Here is a 6132-nt window from a genome sequence, read left to right as displayed (position 1 = left end):
ATAGCCACCCGCTCTTGCGAAACCGCCAGAACAGTATCAGGCACGCGCAAGCCATCAGGCCCATGATCCAATAATAGCCATTTGGGGAATCAAGTTCGGGCATATATTTGAAGTTCATGCCGTAGATGCCGGCAATCGCCGTTGGTACCGCCAATATCGCCGCCCATGCTGCGAGACGCTTGGAAATAACCGTTTCCTGACTTTGTCCGACCAGCAAACTGGCCTCAAAGGCAAAGGCGAGAACTTCGCGTAATCCATCGATCTTCTCCTGAACGGTACGAACGTGATCGGTAACGTCCCGGAAGAGCGGCTGCATCGCGGATTGGATTTGCGGCAAGTCCGTATTGCTGAGGCGCCCGCAGACATCGACCAGCGGCCCGACCGCATTACGCAGACGCAAAAGATCTCGGCGCAACATATATAGCCGCTCCAGATCGCTGCTGGTCATTGGCTTGGTTAGAACCCGATCCTCAATGGATTCGACCTCATCATGGATCGCCTCCAATACAGGCATATAATTATCCACGATGAAATCCAGAATGGCGTAGAGGATGAAGTCTTCGCCCTTTGCTAACGCGTAAGGCGACGTTTCCCAGTGCTTGCGTACTGGCGTGTAGGACGTCGAAGCCCCATGGCGAACACTGACGATATAGCCCTTTCCTAGAAAAACATGCGTCTCGCCAAACGCGACCCTTCCATCGATGAGTTGAGCAGTTCGTGCCACAACAAAGATTGCGTCACCATATTGTTCCAGTTTAGGACGCTGATGTGCATGCTCGGCATCCTCGATTGCTAGGCTGTGCAGCCCGAATTGCTTCTGAACGCGGTGCAGCAGCTCCCCGTCAGGCTCCAAAAGACCAATCCAGACAACATGTCCTTCGCGGTTTTTCCAGGTGCCCGCATCATCGATCGCGATATCAGCAATCCGCTTTCCGTTCGCGTAAACGCAGGAAGCGATAACACTGACATTCTGATCCTTCGATGCCGACGCATCGGGAAATGGCGGGGCTTCTTCAAACGCGGATCGTTGGGATACCATGGCGTCTCCGATCTTAACGATGGGATAAAGACTATCCTTTGCTGGTGAACCTTTCCAGCTATCTCTTAGCCGCAGCCGCTCGCATCGATCTTTGCGAGAAAACGGTGAACTAAGTGATTTTTTTGCAATGCTGTTCAAAAAATTGTCACAAGTCGCATTTAGGCAAAGGACAGTAATGCGTGAATGATTGTGGTTTCCACGAATCGGTCCACAATAACGGAATAATAAGATCAAGAATGAGTGGAGCCTTGAACGTAACCTACCAGGACGAGATTGTGACCGACAAGCGAATCGAAATGCCCGATGGCAAGATTCGCCAAGTTGCGGCGCTCGTCTATCGTGTCAAAAAGCGCCAGCCTGAAATTCTTTTGATCACCAGCCGCGGTACCGGGAGGTGGGTGCTGCCCAAAGGCTGGCCGCAGATTGGCAAGACCTTCTCTCAATCCGCCCGCACTGAAGCCTATGAAGAGGCCGGTGCACGTGGCCACATCGCTCCCTTCTCCATCGGCATCTATACATACGAGAAGAACGATATGTATGACGGCGAAACCGGCGATTTCGTTGTCGATGTCTTTCCTATGCGGTTTTCGCACCAAGAGAAAAATTGGCCTGAGCGCGGTGAACGCCGGCTCGAATGGTTCAGCGTTGAAGAGTCGGCACGCCGGGTTGAAGAACCGGAACTGAAAGCGCTGATTTCGAATTTTGATCCTGCGCTGGTCGCAATTCGCTAGCTGACGGTTTGGGCAAGCGGCGAAGGCGCCTCAAGATTTAGTTGAACGCTCATAATGTTTGCCGGGACGCTCGTGCGAGCTCCGCGCCCTCACCGTTTGCAAACATCCGGACACGTTTCTCCCCGTTATCCACATTTGTGACACACAAGATATTGCGGTCACAAATATGTAAAAAACTATTTCTTGACGCTCGCCTGCGAGTCACTTTTTATGGTCTCCGGCGTTGCGTTTGTAGCGTGACCGGAGCGTCTGTAGCCGGTTCTTCTCCAGTTTGTGCTGTGTTTTCCGGAGCTTGTGCCCTATGGGCGCATGCCTTCGAAGAACTGTGCCTGGGAGGAAAAATCTGGATATGCACAGGCAAATATTTGTTGGGTAAATAGGGCTTTAACACAATATTTAGTGTTTGCACATACATTAAGTACCAGATAGTGTGACACTCTCATCAACGATGAATCACACGACAGGCGTCAGAAAAAAGGGCCGCCAGGCCCGGAAATGAGGCGGGGAACCGCAGCGATGACGGGCCAGGGTGAAGCAGCCGGTTTCAGCCATTGAAACCGGATAGGCGGATTTGTGTTCGTAGGCGCGCAACACTTCACATGGCGCCGAAGGGACACTATATATAGGGACAAGGACGAGACAGATGCGGATCGAACGGCGATTTACCAAAGAGAACCAGTCAGCCTACGCGGAGATCGAATTCCGTGTAGCGACCAGTGAGATCAAGAACCCGGACGGATCTGTCGTGTTCCGCCTGGAGAATATCGATGTTCCGGCCCAGTTCAGCCAGGTGGCCGCCGATATTCTGGCACAGAAATATTTCCGCAAGGCAGGCGTACCGGCCAAGCTGAAGAAGGTTGAGGAAAACTCTGTTCCTTCCTGGCTCTGGCGTTCGGTAGCAGATGAAGAAGCCTTGGCTGCGCTGCCGAGCGAAGAGCGCTATGGCTCCGAAATGGATGCACGCCAGGTTTTCGACCGTCTCGCGGGCACCTGGACCTATTGGGGCTGGAAGGGCAAATATTTTGATAGCGAAGCTGACGCCCTCGCCTTCCGTGATGAGCTTGCCTACATGCTCGCCACCCAGCGCGTTGCACCTAACTCGCCGCAATGGTTCAATACCGGCTTGCATTGGGCCTATGGCATCGATGGTCCGGGCCAGGGTCACTATTATGTCGATCCGGACACCGGCAAACTGACCAAATCCAAATCATCCTACGAGCATCCGCAGCCGCATGCCTGCTTCATCCAGTCCGTTGCCGACGATCTGGTCAATGAAGGCGGCATCATGGATCTGTGGGTCCGCGAGGCGCGCCTGTTCAAATATGGCTCCGGTACGGGTTCGAACTTTTCCTATTTGCGCGGCGAGGGCGAAAAGCTCTCCGGCGGCGGCCGCTCGTCCGGTCTGATGTCTTTCCTGAAGATCGGTGACCGCGCCGCCGGCGCCATCAAATCCGGCGGTACGACCCGCCGTGCTGCCAAGATGGTTGTCGTCGACGTCGATCACCCGGATATCGAGGAATATATCGACTGGAAGGTGAAGGAAGAGCAGAAGGTTGCCGCTCTCGTCACCGGCTCCAAGATCGTCAGGCAGCATTTGACAGCCATCATGAAGGCTTGCGTCAATTGCGAGGCCGACAATGGCAATTGCTATGAGCCCACGAAGAATCCAGCGCTGAAGCGTGAGATCAAGGCGGCCAAGAAGAATCAGGTTCCGGAAAACTACATCCAGCGCGTCATCCAGTTCGCCAAGCAAGGCTATACGGATATCGACTTCAAGACCTATGACACGGATTGGGATTCGGAAGCCTATCTGACTGTTGCCGGCCAGAACTCCAACAATTCCGTTTCGCTCAAGGACGAATTTTTGCGCGCTGTCGAAAGCGACGGTACCTGGAACCTGACCGCCCGCAAGGACGGCAAGGTGATGAAAACGCTGAAAGCCCGCGATCTTTGGGAAAAGATCGGCTATGCCGCCTGGGCATCGGCTGATCCGGGTCTGCACTTTAACACGACGATGAATGATTGGCACACCTGTCCGGCCGCCGGTCCGATCCGCGCATCCAATCCGTGCTCGGAATACATGTTCCTTGACGACACGGCCTGCAATCTCGCCTCAATCAACCTCCTCACCTATCGTGGCAAGGATGGCACGTTCGACGTCGTCCGCTATGAGCATACGGCCCGTCTTTGGACGATCGTTCTCGAAATCTCAGTGATGATGGCCCAGTTCCCTTCGAAGGAAATTGCCAAGCTTTCCTATGAATACCGCACGTTGGGTCTCGGTTATGCCAATATCGGCGGTCTGCTAATGACCTCCGGCATACCCTATGACAGCGACGAAGGCCGTGCCATTGGCGGTGCTCTCACTGCCATCATGACCGGTATCGCTTATGCTACCTCCGCGGAAATGGCCAAGGAACTTGGTACATTTCCAGGCTATGCACCCAATGCCGCCAGCATGCTGCGCGTCATTCGCAACCATCGCCGCGCTGCGCATGGCGATAACCAGGGCTATGAAGGCCTGGCTGTCAACCCGGTTGCGCTGATTGCCACCGACTGCCCGGATCAGGACCTGGTCACCCATGCGAAGTCTGCGTGGGACAAAGCGCTCGAGCTCGGGGAAAAGCACGGCTACCGCAATGCACAGGCTACTGTTATCGCGCCAACCGGCACGATCGGTTTGGTCATGGATTGCGATACGACGGGTATCGAACCCGATTTTGCACTGGTCAAGTTCAAGAAGCTCGCCGGCGGCGGCTACTTCAAGATCATCAACCGCGCTGTTCCGGAAGCTCTACGCACGCTTGGTTACTCGGAAAGCCAGATCGCCGAGATCGAGGCCTATGCTGTTGGCCACGGCAATCTCAATCAGGCGCCTGGTATCAATCCCGGCTCGCTGAAGGCCAAGGGCTTTACCGACGAGATCATCGCCACGTTGAACGCAGCATTGAAGTCGGCCTTCGACATCAAGTTTGCAGTGAACAAGTGGACGATCGGCGAAGACTTCGCCAAGAATGTGCTTGGCTTCACTGACGAGCAGCTCAACGATATCTCCTTCGAGATCCTGCCGGCACTTGGGTTCTCGAAGAAGGAAATCGAAGCAGCCAACATCCATGTTTGCGGTGCAATGACCCTCGAAGGCGCGCCCTTCCTCAAGGAGGAACATTACCCCGTCTTCGATTGCGCCAATCCGTGCGGCAAGATCGGCAAGCGTTATCTTTCGGTCGACAGCCATATCCGCATGATGGCCGCCGCCCAGCCCTTCATTTCCGGTGCGATCTCCAAGACGATCAACATGCCGAATGAAGCAACGGTCCATGATTGCAAGTCTGCTTATATGCTCTCCTGGAAGCTGGCACTGAAAGCCAATGCGCTTTACCGCGATGGTTCGAAGCTGTCACAGCCGCTGAACGCCTCACTGCTCGCCGATGAGGACGAGGATGAGGATGATGCAGTCGAGACGCTCATCGAAGCTCCTGCCGCCGCCCGCGCCGTGCAGGTCACCGAAAAGATCGTCGAGCGCATCGTCGAAAAATACGTCCACGATCGTGAGAAGTTGCCGAACCGCCGCAAGGGCTACACCCAGAAGGCCACGGTTGGCGGCCACAAGATCTACCTGCGCACCGGCGAATTCGACGATGGCCGGCTCGGCGAGATCTTCATCGACATGCACAAGGAAGGCGCAGCGTTCCGGGCAATGATGAACAACTTCGCCATCGCCATCTCGCTCGGGCTGCAATATGGCGTGCCGCTCGAAGAATATGTGGAGGCCTTTACCTTCACGAAATTCGAACCCGCGGGCATGGTTCAGGGCAATGACGCGATCAAGAACGCGACATCGATCCTCGACTACCTGTTCCGCGAACTCGCCGTCTCCTATCTGGGCCGTCACGACCTCGCTCATGTCGATCAGTCGGATTTTTCCAATACCTCGCTTGGTCGCGGTATTTCCGAAGGCAAGGCCGAACCGGTCTCCAAGGGTCTGACACGTGGCGCGTCCCTGAAGGTCGTCTCGCCGAACAAGGCCGATCCGAAGGGTTTTAGCGGCGCAGCGGGAACAGGCGTCGTCAGCGCGCCGAAGGCAACTGCGTCATCAAATGTCACGACCCTCGCCAGCCGTACGGCAACAGCACTCGCTGCAAAACCGGCAGTCGCCGCTGTTGCCCAAGAATCAACGGCTTTCAAGCGTGATTATGAAGAACGCGCCAAGGACCAGGCGGAAACCGAGGTAAGTGCGGCATCAGCCCTGTTCGAGGACACCGACGCAGAGGCCGCAGCCGAAGAAGCCAAGGCCGAGGCGAAGAAGGTGATGTCCGAGCGCCGCATCAAGTCGATGATGCAGGGCTATACCGGTGACAGCTG

General features: G+C 55.4%; 3 protein-coding genes. 2 read left to right on the top strand and 1 reads right to left on the bottom strand.

What is annotated here, in order from left to right:
• Positions 1-1039 (bottom strand): magnesium/cobalt transporter CorA (gene corA, locus AAAC48_RS23460; protein ID WP_340656499.1); only part of this gene is annotated, 1039 nt, incomplete at its 3' end.
• Positions 1040-1335: 296 nt separating this feature from the next.
• Between corA and AAAC48_RS23455 the strand changes: the two genes are divergently transcribed.
• Positions 1336-1770: an NUDIX hydrolase gene (locus tag AAAC48_RS23455; protein ID WP_340656500.1), complete on the top strand. Its 435-nt coding sequence runs from the start codon at positions 1336-1338 to the stop codon at positions 1768-1770.
• Positions 1771-2413: 643 nt separating this feature from the next.
• A partial coding sequence (locus AAAC48_RS23450) for a vitamin B12-dependent ribonucleotide reductase (RefSeq protein ID WP_340656498.1) occupies positions 2414-6132 on the top strand: 3719 nt, incomplete at its 3' end.

It is taken from the genome of Phyllobacterium sp. (assembly GCF_037994405.1).
GTDB lineage: Bacteria > Pseudomonadota > Alphaproteobacteria > Rhizobiales > Rhizobiaceae > Phyllobacterium.
This window is presented reverse-complemented; position numbering and strand designations above follow the sequence as displayed.

Excerpts from the sequence above, each read along its gene's own strand:
- AAAC48_RS23455 (WP_340656500.1), top strand. The coding sequence starts at position 1,336 with ATGCCCGATGGCAAGATTCGCCAAGTTGCGGCGCTCGTCTATCGTGTC.